The 17,834-nt window shown below is 42.2% G+C and carries 25 protein-coding genes; all 25 read left to right on the top strand.

Annotated elements, in window-relative coordinates:
- The first annotated feature begins 4 nt into the window (after positions 1–4).
- The 25 genes from rpoC to rplR all read left to right on the top strand — a co-directional run bounded on the left by rpoC (position 5) and on the right by rplR (position 17,819).
- Positions 5–3,604 (top strand): DNA-directed RNA polymerase subunit beta', encoded by a 3,600-nt coding sequence (gene rpoC / locus BA81_RS17105; protein ID WP_034283894.1) that lies wholly within the window; start codon positions 5–7, stop codon positions 3,602–3,604.
- Between the two features lie 145 nt (positions 3,605–3,749).
- Positions 3,750–3,998, top strand: a complete 249-nt coding sequence (locus BA81_RS17100; protein ID WP_024425593.1) for a 50S ribosomal protein L7ae-like protein — start codon at positions 3,750–3,752, stop codon at positions 3,996–3,998.
- A gap of 113 nt (positions 3,999–4,111) precedes the next feature.
- Positions 4,112–4,531, top strand: coding sequence for a 30S ribosomal protein S12 (gene rpsL / locus BA81_RS17095; RefSeq protein ID WP_003216962.1), 420 nt, complete (start codon positions 4,112–4,114; stop codon positions 4,529–4,531).
- Between the two features lie 121 nt (positions 4,532–4,652).
- Entirely contained in the window at positions 4,653–5,123 is a 471-nt protein-coding gene (gene rpsG, locus BA81_RS17090) for a 30S ribosomal protein S7 (RefSeq protein WP_003216884.1), read from the top strand.
- Between the two features lie 54 nt (positions 5,124–5,177).
- The gene (gene fusA, locus BA81_RS17085) at positions 5,178–7,256 is read left to right on the top strand and encodes an elongation factor G (RefSeq protein ID WP_024425594.1); all 2,079 of its coding nucleotides are present in this window, start codon (positions 5,178–5,180) and stop codon (positions 7,254–7,256) included.
- 118 nt (positions 7,257–7,374) lie between these two features.
- Complete coding sequence (gene tuf, locus BA81_RS17080) at positions 7,375–8,565, top strand: elongation factor Tu (protein ID WP_034283892.1); 1,191 nt, start codon at positions 7,375–7,377, stop codon at positions 8,563–8,565.
- Positions 8,566–8,674: 109 nt separating this feature from the next.
- Positions 8,675–9,634, top strand: coding sequence for an alpha/beta fold hydrolase (locus BA81_RS17075; protein WP_034283889.1), 960 nt, complete (start codon positions 8,675–8,677; stop codon positions 9,632–9,634).
- A gap of 218 nt (positions 9,635–9,852) precedes the next feature.
- A complete protein-coding gene (rpsJ, locus tag BA81_RS17070; RefSeq protein WP_003156464.1) occupies positions 9,853–10,161 on the top strand; it encodes a 30S ribosomal protein S10 in 309 nt (102 codons plus the stop codon).
- Between the two features lie 37 nt (positions 10,162–10,198).
- The gene (rplC, locus tag BA81_RS17065) at positions 10,199–10,828 is read left to right on the top strand and encodes a 50S ribosomal protein L3 (protein ID WP_024425597.1); all 630 of its coding nucleotides are present in this window, start codon (positions 10,199–10,201) and stop codon (positions 10,826–10,828) included.
- 27 nt (positions 10,829–10,855) lie between these two features.
- Positions 10,856–11,479 (top strand): 50S ribosomal protein L4, encoded by a 624-nt coding sequence (rplD, locus tag BA81_RS17060; RefSeq protein ID WP_024425598.1) that lies wholly within the window; start codon positions 10,856–10,858, stop codon positions 11,477–11,479.
- The gene (rplW, locus tag BA81_RS17055; RefSeq protein WP_003217016.1) at positions 11,479–11,766 is read left to right on the top strand and encodes a 50S ribosomal protein L23; all 288 of its coding nucleotides are present in this window, start codon (positions 11,479–11,481) and stop codon (positions 11,764–11,766) included. Before rplD ends, rplW begins: the two co-directional genes overlap by 1 nt.
- 28 nt (positions 11,767–11,794) lie before the next feature.
- The gene (gene rplB, locus BA81_RS17050) at positions 11,795–12,628 is read left to right on the top strand and encodes a 50S ribosomal protein L2 (protein WP_024425599.1); all 834 of its coding nucleotides are present in this window, start codon (positions 11,795–11,797) and stop codon (positions 12,626–12,628) included.
- Positions 12,629–12,685: 57 nt separating this feature from the next.
- A complete protein-coding gene (rpsS, locus tag BA81_RS17045; protein WP_003216920.1) occupies positions 12,686–12,964 on the top strand; it encodes a 30S ribosomal protein S19 in 279 nt (92 codons plus the stop codon).
- A 17-nt stretch (positions 12,965–12,981) separates the two neighbouring features.
- Positions 12,982–13,323, top strand: a complete 342-nt coding sequence (gene rplV / locus BA81_RS17040; RefSeq protein ID WP_007496316.1) for a 50S ribosomal protein L22 — start codon at positions 12,982–12,984, stop codon at positions 13,321–13,323.
- A gap of 3 nt (positions 13,324–13,326) precedes the next feature.
- Complete coding sequence (rpsC, locus tag BA81_RS17035) at positions 13,327–13,983, top strand: 30S ribosomal protein S3 (protein ID WP_003217241.1); 657 nt, start codon at positions 13,327–13,329, stop codon at positions 13,981–13,983.
- A gap of 1 nt (position 13,984) precedes the next feature.
- Positions 13,985–14,419, top strand: a complete 435-nt coding sequence (gene rplP, locus BA81_RS17030) for a 50S ribosomal protein L16 (protein ID WP_003156478.1) — start codon at positions 13,985–13,987, stop codon at positions 14,417–14,419.
- Positions 14,409–14,609 (top strand): 50S ribosomal protein L29, encoded by a 201-nt coding sequence (rpmC, locus tag BA81_RS17025; protein WP_003217155.1) that lies wholly within the window; start codon positions 14,409–14,411, stop codon positions 14,607–14,609. Before rplP ends, rpmC begins: the two co-directional genes overlap by 11 nt.
- 25 nt (positions 14,610–14,634) lie before the next feature.
- On the top strand, positions 14,635–14,898 hold the full coding sequence (gene rpsQ / locus BA81_RS17020) for a 30S ribosomal protein S17 (RefSeq protein WP_003216906.1): 264 nt from the start codon (positions 14,635–14,637) through the stop codon (positions 14,896–14,898).
- A gap of 39 nt (positions 14,899–14,937) precedes the next feature.
- Entirely contained in the window at positions 14,938–15,306 is a 369-nt protein-coding gene (gene rplN, locus BA81_RS17015; RefSeq protein ID WP_003216882.1) for a 50S ribosomal protein L14, read from the top strand.
- A 35-nt stretch (positions 15,307–15,341) separates the two neighbouring features.
- A complete protein-coding gene (gene rplX / locus BA81_RS17010; protein ID WP_008356538.1) occupies positions 15,342–15,653 on the top strand; it encodes a 50S ribosomal protein L24 in 312 nt (103 codons plus the stop codon).
- Between the two features lie 25 nt (positions 15,654–15,678).
- Complete coding sequence (gene rplE / locus BA81_RS17005) at positions 15,679–16,218, top strand: 50S ribosomal protein L5 (protein ID WP_003217159.1); 540 nt, start codon at positions 15,679–15,681, stop codon at positions 16,216–16,218.
- Positions 16,219–16,240: 22 nt separating this feature from the next.
- Positions 16,241–16,426 carry a 30S ribosomal protein S14 gene (rpsN, locus tag BA81_RS17000; protein WP_008356542.1) on the top strand — a complete coding sequence of 62 codons (186 nt, stop codon included), beginning with the start codon at positions 16,241–16,243 and terminating at the stop codon, positions 16,424–16,426.
- A gap of 31 nt (positions 16,427–16,457) precedes the next feature.
- Positions 16,458–16,856, top strand: a complete 399-nt coding sequence (gene rpsH / locus BA81_RS16995; protein ID WP_007496327.1) for a 30S ribosomal protein S8 — start codon at positions 16,458–16,460, stop codon at positions 16,854–16,856.
- 31 nt (positions 16,857–16,887) lie between these two features.
- The gene (rplF, locus tag BA81_RS16990) at positions 16,888–17,424 is read left to right on the top strand and encodes a 50S ribosomal protein L6 (protein WP_024425602.1); all 537 of its coding nucleotides are present in this window, start codon (positions 16,888–16,890) and stop codon (positions 17,422–17,424) included.
- A 32-nt stretch (positions 17,425–17,456) separates the two neighbouring features.
- The gene (gene rplR, locus BA81_RS16985; RefSeq protein WP_008356544.1) at positions 17,457–17,819 is read left to right on the top strand and encodes a 50S ribosomal protein L18; all 363 of its coding nucleotides are present in this window, start codon (positions 17,457–17,459) and stop codon (positions 17,817–17,819) included.
- Positions 17,820–17,834 lie beyond the last annotated feature (15 nt).

The raw sequence follows: 17,834 nt of genomic DNA, 5'->3' as shown, positions 1-17,834 counted from the left end.
CCCCTTGCTAGATGTGAACAATTTTGAGTATATGAACATCGGTCTCGCATCACCTGATAAAATCCGTTCTTGGTCTTTTGGTGAAGTGAAAAAGCCTGAAACGATTAACTATCGTACACTGAAACCTGAAAAAGATGGTCTCTTTTGTGAACGTATCTTCGGACCGCAAAAAGACTGGGAATGTCATTGTGGGAAGTATAAACGCGTTCGGTATAAGGGTGTTGTATGTGACCGTTGTGGTGTAGAAGTAACACGGGCAAAAGTCCGTCGTGAGAGAATGGGGCATATCGAACTGGCTGCCCCAGTTTCCCACATTTGGTATTTCAAAGGTATCCCAAGCCGTATGGGTCTTGTTCTTGATATGTCACCACGTGCGTTAGAAGAAGTGATCTACTTCGCTTCTTACGTCGTGACAGATCCGGGCAACACACCGCTTGAGAAGAAACAACTTCTTTCTGAGAAAGAATTCCGTGCTTATTTAGATAAATACGGTAATACATTCCAAGCAGCTATGGGTGCAGAAGCAATCAACAAACTTCTTCAAGATATCGATCTTGTAAAAGAAGTAGATACACTGAAGGAAGAGCTGAAAACTGCTCAAGGACAGCGACGTACACGTGCGATCAAACGCCTTGAAGTGTTAGAAGCCTTCCGTAACTCAGGAAACAAACCATCTTGGATGATTCTTGATGTACTTCCGGTTATTCCGCCAGAATTACGTCCAATGGTTCAACTTGATGGTGGACGTTTTGCTACTTCTGACTTGAACGACCTTTATCGTCGTGTCATCAACCGTAACAATCGTCTGAAGCGTTTATTAGATCTTGGCGCGCCAAGCATCATCGTTCAGAACGAGAAGCGTATGCTTCAAGAAGCTGTCGATGCCTTGATTGATAATGGACGTAGAGGCCGACCAGTAACAGGACCAGGAAATCGACCATTGAAATCTCTTTCTCACATGCTGAAAGGGAAACAAGGACGTTTCCGTCAAAACTTGCTTGGTAAACGTGTTGACTATTCTGGACGTTCCGTTATCGTCGTAGGACCACATTTGAAAATGTATCAGTGTGGACTTCCGAAAGAAATGGCTCTTGAATTATTCAAACCATTCGTGATGAAGGAGCTTGTTGAAAAAGGATTAGCTCACAACATCAAGAGTGCGAAGCGTAAAATTGAGCGCGTGCAGCCGGAAGTATGGGATGTTTTAGAATCAGTTATTCGTGAGCATCCAGTCTTACTAAACCGTGCACCGACTCTTCACAGACTTGGTATTCAAGCGTTTGAACCTACACTTGTGGAAGGACGCGCAATTCGTCTTCATCCACTTGTATGTACAGCCTACAACGCTGACTTTGACGGTGACCAAATGGCGGTTCACGTACCATTATCTGCTGAAGCTCAAGCTGAAGCTCGTATCTTAATGCTTGCTGCTCAAAACATTTTGAACCCGAAAGATGGAAAACCAGTTGTTACGCCATCTCAGGATATGGTGCTTGGTAACTACTACCTTACACTTGAGCGCAAAGGTGCTATCGGAGAAGGTATGGTCTTCAAAGATACTGACGAAGCCCTTCTAGCTTATCAAAATGGTTATGTGCATCTTCATACACGTGTAGCTGTTGCAGCTAGCTCGTTGAAGAATGTGACATTCACTGATGAACAGCGTTCTAAATTGTTGATTACAACAGTTGGAAAACTGATCTTTAACGAAATCTTACCGGAATCATTCCCATACATGAATGAGCCGACAAAGAGCAATATTGAAGAAAAAACACCTGATCGTTTCTTCCTTGAAAAAGGTGAGGATGTAAAAGCTGCGATCGAGAAACAAGAAATCAATGCGCCGTTCAAAAAAGGTATTTTAGGGAAAATCATTGCGGAAATCTTTAAGAGATTCCATATCACTGAGACATCTAAAATGCTTGACCGCATGAAAAACCTTGGTTTCAGATACTCTACTAAAGCCGGTATTACGGTTGGTGTGTCTGATATCGTCGTATTAGATGATAAGCAGCAAATTCTTGAAGAAGCACAAGCAAAAGTAGATAACGTCATGAAGCAATTCAGACGTGGTTTGATTACTGAAGAAGAGCGTTATGAGAGAGTTATTTCAATCTGGAGTTCTTCTAAAGATGTCATCCAAGGTAAACTGATGAAGTCCCTTGATGAAGTCAACCCAATCTACATGATGAGTGACTCTGGAGCGCGTGGTAACGCGTCTAACTTCACTCAGCTGGCTGGTATGCGTGGTCTGATGGCCAACCCGGCTGGACGTATCATCGAACTTCCGATTAAATCTAGTTTCCGTGAAGGTTTAACCGTATTGGAATACTTTATTTCCACTCACGGTGCGCGTAAAGGTCTTGCCGATACAGCCCTTAAAACAGCTGACTCAGGTTACCTCACGCGTCGTCTCGTTGACGTTGCACAGGATGTTATCATCCGTGAAACAGATTGCGGTACAGACCGTGGAATCTTGGCGAAGTCCATTAAAGAAGGAAATGAAATTATTGAGAAACTTGAAGAACGTCTGATCGGACGTTTTGCGAGAAAACCAATTGTTCATCCTGAAACAGGCGAAGTCATTGTAGCCGAAAACGAACTAATTGATGAAGATAAAGCACTTGAAGTAGTTGAAGCAGGAATTGAGGAAGTATGGATCCGTTCAGCATTTACATGTAACACGCCTCATGGTGTATGTAAACGATGCTACGGCCGTAACCTTGCAACTGGTACTGACGTTGAAGTCGGTGAAGCGGTTGGAATCATCGCTGCACAATCAATCGGTGAGCCAGGAACACAGCTTACAATGCGTACGTTCCACACCGGTGGGGTAGCAGGAGACGATATCACTCAAGGTTTACCTCGTATCCAAGAGCTATTTGAAGCGCGTAATCCGAAAGGGCAAGCGACAATTTCTGAAATTGATGGTGTCGTTGCTGAAATTAACGATGTTCGTGACAAGCAGCAGGAAATTGTGGTTCAAGGCGAAGTTGAAACTCGCTCATACACAGCTCCTTACAATGCACGTCTGAAAGTTGTTGAAGGTGACGCAGTCACTCGTGGTCAAGTACTTACAGAAGGTTCGATCGATCCGAAAGAACTTCTTAAAGTGACTGACATGACAGCTGTTCAAGAATATCTGCTTCATGAAGTACAAAAAGTATACCGTATGCAAGGGGTAGAAATCGGAGATAAGCACGTAGAGGTAATGGTTCGCCAAATGCTTCGTAAAGTGCGTGTCGCTGATGCAGGGGATACAGATGTATTACCAGGCACACTTCTTGATGTACATCAATTCACTGAAGCGAACAAAAAAGTACTATTCGAAGGCAAACGTCCTGCAACAGGCCGTCCAGTTCTTCTTGGTATTACAAAAGCTTCACTTGAAACAGACTCATTCTTGTCTGCGGCATCCTTCCAAGAAACGACTCGTGTCCTAACAGATGCGGCGATCAAAGGAAAACGTGATGAACTGCTTGGCTTGAAAGAGAATGTTATCATCGGTAAACTTGTTCCTGCTGGAACGGGAATGCCAAACTACCGTAAAGTTAAGCCGGTTTCGCAAGTGCAGCCGTCTGACGACATGGTTCCTGTAGAGTAATCTTTCTCGTGAGATTCCTATAAAATCATCAAAAAATGGTGAAGGATGTCAAGATAATCTGTCATACGATATTGACATCCTTCTGCCATGATGATAATATAACCAAGGTGCTCAAAATAAAACCTGTTACTTTGGAGGATATTCGATGTCTTATGATAAAGTATCACAGGCTCAATCCATTATTATTGGTACGAAGCAAACAGTAAAAGCTCTGAAACGAGATTCAGTTAAGGAAGTCGTCGTAGCGAAAGATGCTGATCCTGCTTTAACCGCTAGTGTATTGAAACTAGCGCAAGAGAAGGGTGTAGACATCTTAGTGGTAGATTCCATGAAAAAGCTCGGCAAGGCCTGCGGAATTGAAGTTGGGGCAGCAGCTGTTGCCATTATGTTATAGCGTACTTGTTTTGTTTTTGCATGTATAAAATGCAAAAGCATTGTTTTTTGCCTTTTGATGAACCACCTGGGTATGTGGGTTATAAAAAAAGTAATGAAGGGAGGAATAACAACATGCCTACAATTAATCAGCTAATACGCAAAGGACGCGTGAGTAAAGTTGAAAACTCAAAGTCACCTGCACTTAACAAAGGATACAACAGTTTCAAAAAAGAGCACACTAACGTAACATCTCCACAGAAGCGCGGGGTTTGTACTCGTGTCGGTACAATGACACCGAAAAAACCAAACTCAGCACTACGTAAATATGCTCGTGTACGTTTGTCTAACCTGATTGAGGTAACAGCTTACATTCCTGGTATCGGACATAACCTACAAGAGCACAGTGTAGTACTTATCCGTGGCGGACGTGTAAAAGACTTACCGGGTGTACGTTACCACATCGTTCGTGGTGCGCTTGATACTGCCGGAGTTGACGGTCGTATGCAAGGACGTTCTAAATACGGAACAAAACGCCCTAAACAAAGCAAATAATACAAACAAACATAAGGGTTTTTAGAAGTTGATATCAGATCAGTGGAGTCAGGCAGCTGACAATGATATTGAGATGAGAGACAGATAGAAATCCTTTTAAAAGAGAAGGGAGGCTATTCAGATGCCACGTAAAGGTCCTGTAGCAAAAAGAGACGTATTGCCAGATCCAATTTACAATTCTAAACTTGTATCTCGTTTGATCAACAAAATGATGATCGACGGTAAAAGAGGAAAGTCACAAACAATCCTCTACAAGTCATTTGATATCATCAAAGAACGTACTGGTAATGAAGCGATGGAGGTTTTCGAACAAGCCTTGAAAAACATCATGCCAGTTCTTGAAGTTAAAGCACGTCGTGTAGGTGGAGCTAACTACCAAGTTCCTGTAGAAGTTCGCCCAGACCGTCGTACTACTTTAGGTCTTCGCTGGTTAGTAAACTATGCTCGTCTTCGTGGAGAAAAAACGATGGAAGAGCGTCTTGCTAACGAAATCCTTGACGCAGCTAACAACACTGGTGCTGCTGTTAAGAAACGTGAAGATACACACAAAATGGCAGAAGCGAACAAAGCATTCGCTCACTACCGCTGGTAGGATTTATACCAAACTAAAAAAACTATTCCCTAATGAGGAAGGAGAAATTACCCAATGGCAAGAGAGTTCTCCTTAGACAAAACTCGTAATATTGGTATCATGGCTCACATCGATGCCGGTAAAACGACAACGACTGAGCGTATCTTGTACTACACTGGTCGTATCCATAAAATTGGTGAAACTCACGAAGGAGCTTCACAAATGGACTGGATGGAGCAGGAGCAAGAACGTGGTATTACAATCACTTCTGCTGCTACTACAGCACAATGGAAGGGTTACCGTGTAAACATCATCGATACACCAGGACACGTAGACTTCACTGTTGAAGTTGAACGTTCTTTACGTGTACTTGATGGTGCGGTTGCTGTTCTTGATGCACAATCAGGTGTAGAGCCACAAACTGAAACAGTTTGGCGCCAAGCAACAACTTACGGAGTACCTCGTATCGTATTCGTTAACAAAATGGATAAAACTGGTGCGGACTTCCTTTACTCTGTAAGCACATTAAGAGATCGTCTTCAAGCGAACGCTCATGCAATTCAATTGCCGATCGGCGCTGAAGATCAATTCGAAGGAATCATCGACCTTGTAGAAAACGTAGCATACTTCTACGAAGATGATCTTGGAACTCGCTCTGATGCTAAAGAAATCCCTGCTGAGTATAAAGACAAAGCTGAAGAGCTTCGCAGCAGCCTAATTGAAGCTGTTGCTGAGCTTGATGAAGAGCTTATGGAAAAATACCTTGAGGGTGAAGAAATCACAATTCCTGAATTGAAAGCTGCAATCCGTAAAGGAACATTGAATGTTGAATTCTACCCAGTTCTTGTTGGATCTGCTTTCAAAAACAAAGGTGTTCAGCTTGTACTTGACGCTGTGCTTGACTACCTTCCTGCACCAACTGATGTTGCTGCAATTAAAGGTATCCTGCCAGATTCAAATGAAGAGGTTGTTCGTGAGTCTACTGATGACGCACCATTCGCAGCTCTTGCATTTAAAGTTATGACTGACCCTTATGTTGGGAAACTAACTTTCTTCCGCGTATACTCTGGAACACTTGATTCTGGTTCATACGTGAAGAACTCTTCTAAGAACAAGCGTGAACGTGTTGGACGTATCCTTCAAATGCACGCAAACAGCCGTGAAGAAATCTCTACTGTATATGCAGGGGATATCGCAGCAGCTGTAGGTCTTAAAGATACATCTACTGGTGATACTCTTTGTGACGAGAAAAATCTTGTTATCCTTGAGTCTATGGAATTCCCAGAGCCAGTTATCGATGTAGCTATCGAGCCTAAATCTAAGGCTGACCAAGATAAAATGAGTATCGCTTTAGCTAAACTAGCTGAAGAGGATCCAACATTCCGTACACAAACAAACCCTGAAACTGGTCAAACGATCATCTCTGGTATGGGTGAGCTTCACCTTGATATCATTGTTGACCGTATGAAGCGTGAGTTCAAGGTTGAAGCTAACGTAGGTGCTCCTCAAGTTGCGTACCGTGAAACATTCCGTTCTGGTGCAAAAGTTGAAGGTAAATTCGTACGTCAGTCTGGTGGACGCGGTCAGTTCGGACACGTTTGGATTGAATTCGAACCAAACGAAGAAGGCGCAGGATTCGAATTTGAAAATGCAATCGTCGGTGGGGTTGTTCCACGTGAATACATCCCAGCAATTCAAGCAGGTCTTGAAGATTCACTTGAAAATGGTGTATTAGCTGGATTCCCATTAATCGACATCAAAGCAAAATTATTTGATGGATCTTACCACGATGTTGACTCTAACGAAATGGCGTTCAAAATTGCTGCATCTATGGCATTGAAAAATGCTGTCAGCAAATGTAACCCAGTTCTACTTGAGCCAATGATGAAAGTGGAAGTTGTTATCCCTGAAGAATACATGGGAGACATCATGGGTGATATCACATCTCGTCGTGGACGTGTAGAAGGTATGGAAGCTCGCGGTAACGCTCAAGTTGTTCGCGCTATGGTTCCACTTTCTGAAATGTTCGGATATGCTACTGCACTCCGTTCTAACACACAAGGACGCGGTACTTTCACTATGCACATGGATCACTACGAAGAAGTGCCTAAGAGCATCAGTGAAGAAATCATCAAAAAAAATAAAGGTGAATAATTGATTTTGCCTTTAAACTAAAGTATAACTACTATTGAAGATCAGAAAGTGAGAGGTAACTCTTCACTTTCTATCACTCTATACCAAATACAATGAACCTTTAAGGAGGATTTTTAGAATGGCTAAAGAAAAATTCGACCGTTCCAAATCGCATGCTAACATTGGTACAATTGGACACGTTGACCATGGTAAAACAACTCTAACTGCTGCTATCTCAACAGTTCTTCATAAGAAATCTGGTAAAGGTACAGCTATGGCTTATGACCAAATCGATGGTGCTCCAGAAGAGCGCGAGCGTGGAATCACAATCTCAACTGCACACGTTGAGTATGAAACTGAAACTCGTCACTATGCACACGTAGACTGCCCAGGACACGCTGACTATGTTAAAAACATGATCACTGGTGCTGCTCAAATGGACGGCGCGATCTTAGTAGTATCTGCTGCTGATGGTCCAATGCCACAAACACGTGAGCACATCCTACTTTCTCGTAACGTAGGTGTACCATACATCGTAGTATTCCTTAACAAATGTGACATGGTTGACGATGAAGAGTTACTTGAACTTGTTGAAATGGAAGTTCGTGACCTTCTTTCTGACTATGACTTCCCTGGTGACGATGTACCAGTTATCAAAGGTTCTGCTCTTAAAGCTCTTGAAGGAGATGCTGATTACGAAGCAAAAATCTTTGAACTTATGGATGCGGTTGATGAGTACATCCCAACTCCAGAGCGTGACACTGAGAAGCCATTCATGATGCCAGTTGAGGACGTATTCTCAATCACTGGTCGTGGAACAGTTGCTACTGGTCGTGTTGAGCGTGGACAAGTTAAAGTCGGTGACGAAGTTGAAATCATCGGTCTTCAAGAAGAAAACGGTAAAACAACTGTTACAGGTGTTGAAATGTTCCGTAAACTTCTTGACTACGCTGAAGCTGGTGACAACATCGGTGCACTACTTCGTGGTGTATCTCGTGAAGATATCCAACGTGGTCAAGTACTTGCTAAACCAGGTACAATCACTCCACACAGCCGTTTCAAAGCTGAAGTTTATGTACTTTCTAAAGAAGAGGGTGGACGTCATACTCCATTCTTCGCTAACTACCGTCCGCAGTTCTACTTCCGTACAACTGACGTAACTGGTATCGTACATCTTCCAGAAGGTACTGAAATGGTAATGCCTGGCGATAACACTGAGATGGAAGTTGAACTTATCTCTACTATCGCTATCGAAGAAGGAACTCGTTTCTCTATCCGTGAGGGTGGACGTACTGTAGGTTCTGGTGTCGTTTCAACTATCATTAAGTAATAAACATACAAAAGAGACTCCTTGCAAAAGGGTCTCTTTTTTTGCTTTTCCAGATCAGAACGGCTACTATAAGCTATAGAATCTAAATGGAACCGAGAGGATCGCTGGAATGGTAAAGACATATTTGAAAAAATGGTCGATCGGCGGGATTGACCAATGGATTATGATGAAAGAAGACCAGACGAGTGAAACGAAGCCTGTACTTTTATTTTTACACGGCGGGCCCGGCTCGGCTCAAATCAGTTATATTGATTCCTTTCACGGGGAACTTGATCAGGACTTTACAGTTGTCCATTGGGATCAGAGAGGTGCAGGACTTTCCTATCAAGAGAATCTTCCCGATGCATCGATGACCATTCAGCAATTTATTGAAGACACGATTGAACTGACAGAGAAGCTTCTAACTTATCTAGGTCATTCAAAATTGTATATCGCAGGATACTCGTGGGGATCATTAATTGCCATACAAGCAGTACATAAGCGTCCAGATCTTTATCATGCATATTACGGGATTAGTCAGGTAGTAGATGTGTTAAAGGAAGATATCGTATCGTACGAGCTCCTTTTGAAGAAATATCATCGCAATCGTCTGTTTACTGGGTGTCTGCGATTACTGACGCCCCCTCCATGGAAACGGACATCAGCTCATGCCTTGTTTTCTCTATATAAAGAGTTTGCGAGCGTAGGTCTCACACATAGATGGAAACCGGTTTTTCAAATGCTAAAAGGGTTTCTTTTTAGTAAGCAATATCAGCTTAAAGATAAATGGAAGTTCATGAAAGGACAGAAGTTTAGTCAAGACAAGCTATGGGATCAGCTAATGAATGAGAGTATTCAATTCCGAGTTTCTACTATATTAATACCGTGCTACTTTCTCATTGGCGATCACGACATGATTACACCAGCTGCTGTATCAAAACCATATGTTGATCAATTAAAAGCACCAATCAAAGAATGGTTTACCTTTAAAGACTCTGCACATTCCCCGCACATTGAGGAACCAGATGAATTTATACGTATCATAAGAAAGACTGCTATACATCATCTTCAGGGAAAGCTTGATTTATAGGCTGAATCCCTGTATAATATGAAAAGTGTGCAAATCATAAATTTATCCGATTTATTATTGCAACACGCAGGCCAATTTGGTACAATAGTGCATGTTGGTCTTTGACTGCGATGAAGTGAGAGGTTGCTGACACACCCGGCCGCTTTGCCATGGCGAGGTGATCAGGTTTTTCTCACGGAGAACTGTCTAACGTAAGTAGGCGAAAAGGAGGGAAAATAATGGCAAAACAAAAAATTCGTATTCGTTTAAAAGCATATGATCATAGAATTCTTGATCAATCTGCTGAGAAGATTGTTGAAACGGCTAAGCGTTCTGGTGCTAGTGTATCTGGTCCAATTCCGCTTCCAACTGAAAAATCAGTTTACACAATCCTTCGTGCGGTGCATAAGTACAAAGATTCTCGTGAGCAATTCGAGATGCGTACTCACAAACGTCTAATCGACATCGTGAATCCAACTCCGCAAACAGTTGATGCACTTATGCGTTTAGATTTACCATCTGGTGTAGATATCGAAATCAAACTTTAATTCAAATAGAAAACACATATTATAGGAGGTGTGACGAATGACCAAAGGAATCTTAGGTAGAAAAATTGGTATGACGCAAGTATTCGCAGAAAACGGTGATCTTATCCCTGTAACTGTTGTTGAGGCTGCTGCTAACGTTGTTCTTCAAAAGAAGACTGTTGACACGGATGGCTATGAAGCAATCCAAATCGGTTTTGATGACAAACGTGAAAAGCTTTCTAACAAACCAGAGAAAGGCCACGTTGCTAAAGCGGAAACTGCTCCTAAGCGCTTCGTAAAAGAATTACGCGGTGCGGAGTTAGATGCGTATGAAGTTGGTCAGGAAGTCAAAGTTGATATTTTCGCAAATGGAGATATCGTAGATGTAACAGGAACATCAAAAGGTAAAGGATTCCAAGGGGCTATCAAACGCCACGGACAATCACGCGGACCAATGACTCACGGTTCACGTTACCACCGTCGTCCTGGTTCAATGGGACCTGTTGATCCAAACCGTGTATTCAAAGGTAAACTTCTTCCAGGTCGTATGGGCGGAGAGCAAATTACTGTCCAAAACCTTGAGATCGTTAAAGTTGATGCAGAACGCAATCTTCTATTGATCAAAGGAAACGTACCAGGCGCTAAAAAATCTCTAGTAACTGTAAAGAGTGCAGTTAAATCTAAATAACTCTCTTAGGAAAGGAGGAAACAAGTCATGCCAAAAGTAGCATTATATAACCAAAACGGTTCTACTAACGGTGAAATCGAATTAAACGCTTCTGTGTTTGGAATCGAGCCAAACGAAAGCGTAGTATTCGATGCTATTCTTATGCAAAGAGCTTCCTTACGTCAAGGAACTCACAAAGTAAAAACTCGTTCTGAAGTACGTGGCGGAGGTCGTAAGCCTTGGAGACAGAAGGGTACAGGTCGTGCTCGTCAAGGTTCTATCCGTTCACCACAATGGCGCGGAGGCGGTATCGTATTCGGTCCAACACCACGCAGTTATTCTTATAAATTACCTAAAAAAGTTCGCCGCTTGGCTATCAAGTCAGTATTGTCTTCTAAAGTAATCGACAACAACATCATCGTTCTTGAAGATCTGACTCTTGATGCAGTGAAAACGAAAGAATTCGCAGGCATCCTTAAAGGATTATCTGTCGAGAAGAAAGCGTTGATCGTCACTGCGGATGCAAACGAAACAGTTGCTTTATCTGCTCGTAACATCCCTGGAGTAACAGTTGTTGAAGCTAACGGTATCAACGTTCTTGACGTTGTCAACCACGACAAACTTCTGATCACTAAAGCAGCGGTTGAAAAAGTAGAGGAGGGACTTGCATAATGAAAGATCCTCGTGATGTTCTAAAGCGCCCTATCATTACTGAACGTTCTGCTGATCTAATGACAGAGAAGAAGTACACGTTCGAAGTTGATGTCAGAGCTAACAAAACAGAAGTGAAAGACGCTGTTGAAGAAATCTTTGGAGTGAAAGTTGAGAAAGTCAACGTTCAAAACTACAAAGGAAAATCAAAACGCGTTGGACGCTACACTGGTATGACTAGCCGTCGCAGAAAAGCGATCGTGAAATTAACTGCTGACAGCAAAGAAATCGAAATTTTTGAAGCGTAAATCTTAAAAAGAAGGAGGGAAATTCAAAATGGCGATTAAAAAGTATAAACCAACCAGTAATGGTCGTCGTGGCATGACTACTTCAGATTTTGCTGAAATCACGACTGACAAACCAGAAAAATCGTTGCTTGCACCGCTACACAAAAAAGGCGGACGTAACAACCAAGGTAGATTGACTGTTCGTCATCAAGGTGGCGGTCACAAACGTCAATACCGTATCATCGACTTTAAGCGTGATAAAGACGGTATACCTGGACGCGTTGCTACAATCGAGTATGATCCAAACCGTTCAGCTAACATCGCTCTTGTAAACTATGCAGATGGTGAGAAACGTTACATTCTTGCTCCGAAAGGAATCCAAGTTGGTACTGAAGTTACTTCTGGACCAGAAGCTGACATCAAACCAGGTAATGCTCTTCCACTTATCAACATCCCAGTTGGTACAGTTGTGCATAACATTGAATTAAAACCAGGTAAAGGTGGACAATTAGTTCGTTCTGCTGGTACTTCTGCTCAAGTTCTTGGTAAAGAAGGTAAATACGTTCTTGTACGTTTGAACTCAGGAGAAGTTCGCATGATTCTTTCTGCTTGCCGTGCGACTATCGGTCAAGTTGGAAACGAGCAACACGAATTAATCAACATCGGTAAAGCTGGACGTTCTCGCTGGAAAGGCGTACGCCCAACAGTTCGTGGTTCTGTAATGAACCCTAACGATCACCCACACGGTGGTGGTGAAGGACGCGCTCCAATCGGACGTAAATCACCAATGTCTCCATGGGGTAAACCGACTCTTGGATTCAAGACTCGTAAGAAAACCAACAAGTCTGATAAATTCATTGTACGTCGTCGTAAAAACAAGTAACGGGGTTGTCTACGGTTCATTTAGGACCGTAGTTCAATCACGAAGGGAGGTTCCACAATGGCTCGCAGCTTAAAAAAAGGACCATTTGTTGATGATCATTTGATGGCTAAAGTCGAGAAATTGAATGAAACTGACAAAAAGCAAGTCGTAAAAACTTGGTCTCGTCGTTCTACAATTTTCCCACAATTCATCGGTCACACAATCGCTGTCTATGATGGACGCAAACATGTACCTGTTTTCATTTCTGAAGATATGGTAGGTCACAAATTGGGCGAATTCGCACCAAGCCGTACTTACAAAGGTCATGCTAGTGACGATAAAAAAACAAGACGCTAATGAGAGGAGGCTTTTAAATGCAAGCTAAAGCTGTCGCAAGAACAGTCCGTATTGCTCCTCGTAAAGCACGTCTAGTAATGGACCTGATCCGAGGTAAGCAAGTAGGAGAAGCAGTTTCTATCTTAAACCTTACACCTAAGGCTGCTTCACCAATTATTGAAAAAGTATTAAAATCTGCTATCGCAAACGCTGAGCACAACTACGAGTTGGACGCTAACAGCCTAGTGATTACTCAAGCATTCGTTGACGAAGGTCCAACACTTAAGAGATTCCGTCCACGTGCTATGGGTCGTGCGAGCGCAATTAACAAACGTACTAGCCACATTACAATCGTTGTATCAGAAAAGAAGGAGGGATAATCCGTGGGTCAAAAGGTAAATCCAGTAGGTCTTCGTATTGGCGTCATTCGTGATTGGGAATCTAAATGGTTCGCAGGAAAAGATTACGCTGACTTCTTACATGAAGACTTGAAAATCCGTGAATTCATCAGCAAGCGTTTGTCTGACGCGTCTGTTTCTAAAGTTGAAATTGAACGTGCTGCAAACCGCGTAAATATCACAATCCACACGGCTAAACCAGGTATGGTAATTGGTAAAGGCGGATCTGAAGTTGAAGCACTTCGTAAAGCTCTTAACAGCCTAACTGGCAAACGTGTACACATCAACATTCTTGAAATCAAGAGAGCAGATCTTGATGCTCAGCTAGTTGCTGAAAACATCGCTCGTCAACTTGAAAACCGTATTTCATTCCGTCGTGCACAAAAACAAACAATCCAACGCACAATGCGTGCTGGAGCACAAGGAATCAAAACAATGGTTTCTGGTCGTCTTGGCGGTGCAGATATTGCTCGTTCTGAATATTACAGTGAAGGTACTGTTCCATTGCACACACTTCGTGCTGACATCGACTATGCTACTGCTGAAGCTGACACTACTTATGGTAAGCTTGGCGTAAAAGTATGGATCTATCGTGGAGAAGTCCTTCCAACTAAGAAGAATACTGCGGAAGGAGGAAAATAATATGTTATTGCCAAAACGCGTGAAGTATCGCAGAGAACATCGTGGAAAAATGCGTGGTCGTGCAAAAGGCGGTACTGAAGTACATTTCGGTGAGTACGGTATCCAAGCTCTTGAAGCTTCTTGGATCACAAACCGTCAAATCGAAGCTGCTCGTATTGCTATGACTCGTTACATGAAACGTGGCGGTAAAGTTTGGATTAAAATTTTCCCTTCTAAGCCATACACAGCTAAACCTCTAGAGGTCCGCATGGGTTCCGGTAAAGGTGCTCCAGAAGGATGGGTAGCTGTAGTAAAACCGGGCAAAGTTTTATTTGAAATTTCTGGTGTGTCTGAAGAAGTTGCTCGTGAAGCTCTTCGTCTTGCATCTCACAAATTGCCAATTAAAACGAAGTTCGTAAAACGTGAAGAAATTGGTGGTGAATCAAATGAAAGCTAATGAAATTCGTGACCTTACCACTGCTGAAATTGAACAAAAAGTAAAGTCTCTTAAAGAAGAACTTTTCAATCTTCGTTTCCAATTAGCGACTGGGCAGCTTGAAAATACTGCTCGCATTCGTGAAGTGCGTAAATCAATCGCACGCATGAAAACTGTGATTCGTCAAAGAGAAATCGCTGCTAATAAATAATAATTAGAGGGGAGGCCCCGCAAACATGAGCGAACGTAACCAACGTAAAGTGTATCAAGGTCGTGTTGTTTCTGACAAAATGGATAAAACCATCACTGTTGTAGTTGAAACATACAAAAAGCATTCACTTTATGGCAAACGTGTAAGATACTCTAAGAAGTTCAAAGCACATGATGAAAACAACCAAGCAAAAATCGGAGACATCGTAAAGGTCATGGAAACTCGTCCTTTATCTGCGACTAAACGCTTTCGTCTAGTTGAAGTTGTCGAAGAAGCCGTTATTATCTAATAAAGTTCGGATTTCTTTTTCCGAAAGGAGGTAACATTAATGATTCAACAGGAGACTCGTTTAAAAGTAGCTGACAACTCTGGCGCACGCGAAGTACTAACGATTAAAGTTCTTGGTGGCTCTGGACGTAAAACGGCTAACATCGGTGATGTCATTGTTTGTACGGTTAAACAAGCAACACCTGGAGGCGTTGTCAAAAAAGGTGAAGTTGTGAAAGCAGTTATCGTTCGTACTAAGAGCGGAGCTCGCAGAAACGATGGATCTTACATCAGTTTCGACGAAAATGCATGTGTCATCATTCGTGACGACAAGAGCCCACGTGGAACTCGTATCTTCGGACCAGTAGCACGTGAACTTCGTGAAAACAACTATATGAAAATTGTTTCTCTAGCACCAGAAGTACTTTAATGAATACAATCCGCGACTCAAGGAGGTGCGATTAAATGCATGTTAAAAAGGGCGATAAAGTAGTGGTTATCTCTGGTAAAGATAAAGGTAAACAAGGTGTCATCCTTGCTGCTTTCCCTAAAAAGGAACGTGTTTTAGTAGAAGGTATTAACCTTGTGAAAAAACACTCTAAACCAACCCAAGCTAACCCTCAAGGCGGAATTTCTGAACAAGAAGCGCCGATCCACGTATCAAACGTAATGCCGCTTGATCCTAAAACGGGTGAAGTGACACGTGTTGGGTATAAAGTTGAGGACGGAAAGAAAGTCCGTGTAGCGAAAAAATCTGGGCAAGTTCTAGATAAATAGTAAATAAGGAAGGGAGGTCTTTCTCATGAACCGCCTTAAAGAAAAGTATGTAAAAGAAATTACACCTGCATTAGTTTCTAAGTTTGAATACAAATCAGTAATGCAAGTGCCAAAAATCGAAAAAATCGTGATCAACATGGGTGTTGGTGACGCTGTTCAAAACGCTAAAGCAATCGATACTGCTGTTGAAGAATTAACGTTTATCGCTGGTCAAAAACCTGTCGTTACTCGTGCGAAGAAGTCTATTGCTGGATTCCGTCTACGTGAAGGAATGCCAATCGGTGCGAAAGTAACACTTCGCGGAGAGCGCATGTATGATTTCCTTGATAAACTTATTTCTGTGTCTTTACCACGTGTACGTGACTTCCGCGGGATTTCTAAGAAATCTTTCGACGGTCGTGGAAACTACACGCTTGGTATTAAAGAACAGTTAATCTTCCCAGAAATTGATTACGATAAAGTAACAAAGGTCCGCGGTATGGATATCGTTATCGTTACTACTGCCAATACGGACGAAGAAGCACGTGAGTTATTAACTCAAGTAGGTATGCCGTTCCAGAAATAATCAATGAAAGGGAGGCGAAATCGTGGCTAAAAAGTCTATGATTGCGAAACAACAACGCAAACAAAAGTTTAAAGTTCAAGAGTATACGCGCTGCGAACGATGTGGTCGTCCACATTCAGTTATTCGTAAGTTTAAACTTTGCCGTATTTGTTTCCGCGAACTTGCATATAAAGGACAAATTCCTGGCGTTAAAAAAGCCAGCTGGTAATCCCCATAAATGGGAAGGAGGTTATTAAATAATGGTTATGACAGATCCGATTGCAGATTTGCTGACTCGTATTCGCAATGCGAACATGGTACGTCATGAGAAGCTAGAAGTACCGGCTTCAAAAATCAAAAGAGAAATTGCTGAAATCTTAAAGCGTGAAGGTTTTATCCGTGACGTTGAGTACGTCGAAGACAGCAAACAAGGAATTATCCGTTTGTTCCTTAAATACGGCCAAAACAACGAACGTGTTATCACTGGTCTTAAAAGAATCAGTAAACCTGGTTTACGCGTATATGCGAAATCAAATGAAGTACCACGTGTACTTAACGGACTTGGAATCGCAATTATTTCTACATCACAAGGTGTTTTATCGGACAAAGAAGCCCGTGCTAAACAAGCTGGTGGAGAAGTACTTGCTTACGTATGGTAAAAAAAGTTTAAGATGAATGGAGGTGCTTGGTATGTCTCGTATAGGTAAAAAACTAATCGAGATCCCTTCAGGAGTTACTGTGACAAACAACGATAACACAGTGACAGTAAAGGGACCAAAAGGTGAACTAACTCGTGCATTTCACCCTGATATGGAAATTAAAATTGAGGACAACGTCTTAACTGTAAGCCGTCCGTCTGAAAATAAAGAACACCGTGCATTACATGGTACAACACGCAGCTTGATTGCAAACATGGTTGAAGGTGTATCTAAAGGTTTCGAAAGAGGTTTAGAACTTATCGGTGTCGGTTACCGTGCAGCTAAATCTGGAAACAAACTTGTTCTTAACGTTGGATACTCTCATCCAGTTGAAATCGTTCCTGAGGCTGGAGTTGAAATCGAAGTTCCATCTCAAACGAAAGTAATCATTAAAGGTATCGATAAAGAGCGTGTAGGAGCTCTAGCTTCTAACATCCGCGCTGTCCGTGCTCCAGAGCCTTACAAAGGTAAAGGAATTCGTTACGAAGGTGAATTCGTTCGCCGTAAAGAAGGAAAAACTGGTAAGTAAGATCGCTTAATGTGAAGAAAGGAGTGACTCGGATGATTACGAAAACTAGCAAAAACGCTACTCGTCTTAAAAGACATGCTCGTGTTCGTGCGAAACTTTCAGGTACTGCTGAAAGACCTCGCCTTAACGTTTTCCGTTCTAACAAGAATATCTACGCTCAAGTAATTGATGATGTTAACGGTGTAACACTTGTAAGTGCTTCTACTCTTGATAAAGAGTTAAAGATCGAGAATAGTTCTGACACTGCAGCTGCTACGAAAGTTGGCGAACTTGTTGCAAAACGTGCTGTTGAAAAAGGAATCTCTAACGTGGTATTTGACCGCGGAGGATACCTATATCATGGACGTGTAAAAGCTCTAGCTGAAGCTGCTCGTGAGGCTGGACTTAAATTTTAATAAAAGAAGGAGGGA

It is taken from the genome of Bacillus safensis FO-36b (assembly GCF_000691165.1).
Classification (GTDB): Bacteria; Bacillota; Bacilli; order Bacillales; family Bacillaceae; genus Bacillus; species Bacillus safensis.
The sequence above is the reverse complement of the archived record's forward strand: the minus strand, read 5'-3'. Positions and strand labels throughout refer to the sequence as shown.